The organism is Streptomyces sp. NRRL B-24572 (genome assembly GCF_002156145.1).
Lineage (GTDB): Bacteria > Actinomycetota > Actinomycetes > Streptomycetales > Streptomycetaceae > Streptomyces > Streptomyces vietnamensis.
In genome coordinates, this window is record NZ_MWIG01001128.1 from 1 (window position 1) to 1,060 (window position 1,060).

Annotated in this window: 2 protein-coding genes; both read right to left on the reverse strand. The window is 74.2% G+C overall.

What is annotated here, in order from left to right:
• A partial coding sequence (locus CCN56_RS40790; protein ID WP_256962445.1) for a PfkB family carbohydrate kinase occupies positions 1 to 577 on the reverse strand: 577 nt, incomplete at its 3' end.
• The coding region (locus CCN56_RS40795; RefSeq protein ID WP_143664845.1) for an ADP-ribosylglycohydrolase family protein at positions 574 to 1,060 on the reverse strand (487 nt) is incomplete at its 5' end. The genes CCN56_RS40790 and CCN56_RS40795, both read right to left, overlap by 4 nt.

The window sequence follows — 1,060 nt, forward strand, 5'->3', positions numbered from 1 at the left end:
TGAGTCCGGTGAGCGCGGCGGCCTCGTGCTCGTTGGGCACCAACAGGTCGGTGGCGGCGAGCAGTTCCGGCGGGAGGGCTTGCGCGGGGGCGGGGGTGAGGACCGTGCGGACGCCGAGTCGGCGGGCGGTGACGGCGCCCTCGACGACGACGGAGAGGGGGAGTTCGAGCTGGAGGAGCAGGGTGTCGGCGGTGCCGATGAGGGCCTCGTCGCCGTGGTCGAGGGAGGTGACGGTGCCGTTGGCGCCGGGGACGACGACGATCGCGTTGCCGCCCTCGTCGTCGACGACGACATGGGCGGTGCCGGAGGGGCCCTCGGAGGTGCGCAGCAGATCGGTGTCCACCGCGCAGTGCTCCAGGGTGGCGCGCAGCTGTGTCCCGAAGCCGTCGGCGCCGACCGCGCCGATCATCGCCACCTCGCCGCCCGCGCGGGCGGCGGCGACGGCCTGGTTGGCGCCCTTGCCGCCGGGGATCGTACGGAAGGAGCGGCCGGTGACCGTCTCGCCGAGGGCGGGGGCCCGCGGCACGTAGACGACGAGATCCATGTTCGTGCTGCCGAGCACGACGATGCTGGTCATGGGCGTACTGCCTCCGTGTGTGTCAGTTCGGCCAGGGTGTCGAAGCCGATGCCGTCGAAGGACGGCACCGAGGTCGCCAGACGGTTCTTGAGGGGGGAGGTCCAGCGCTCGGGCAGCCGGTCCGGGTGCCCGGCGAGCAGCCCGGCGACCGAACCGGCGGTGGCGCCGTTGGAGTCGGTGTCCCAGCCGCCCGAGACCGCCGCGCAGACGGAGCGAGAGAAGTCGCCGTCGGCGTGGGTGAGGGCGGCGGCGAGCAGGGCGGCGTTGGGGACGGCATGCACCCAGTGGTACCCGCCGAGTTCGGCGTGCAGGCGGTCGACGACGGTGTCGAAGTCGGGCTCCGTGGTGGCGTACGCGATGCCCCGCCGAACGGCCTCCGCGAGGCGCGAGCGCGGCGGGACCACGCCGAGACCGGCGGCGAGGGACCGATGGACGTCCGCCGTCCCGGTCGCGGCGGTGGCGAGGACGGCGGCGACGAACATG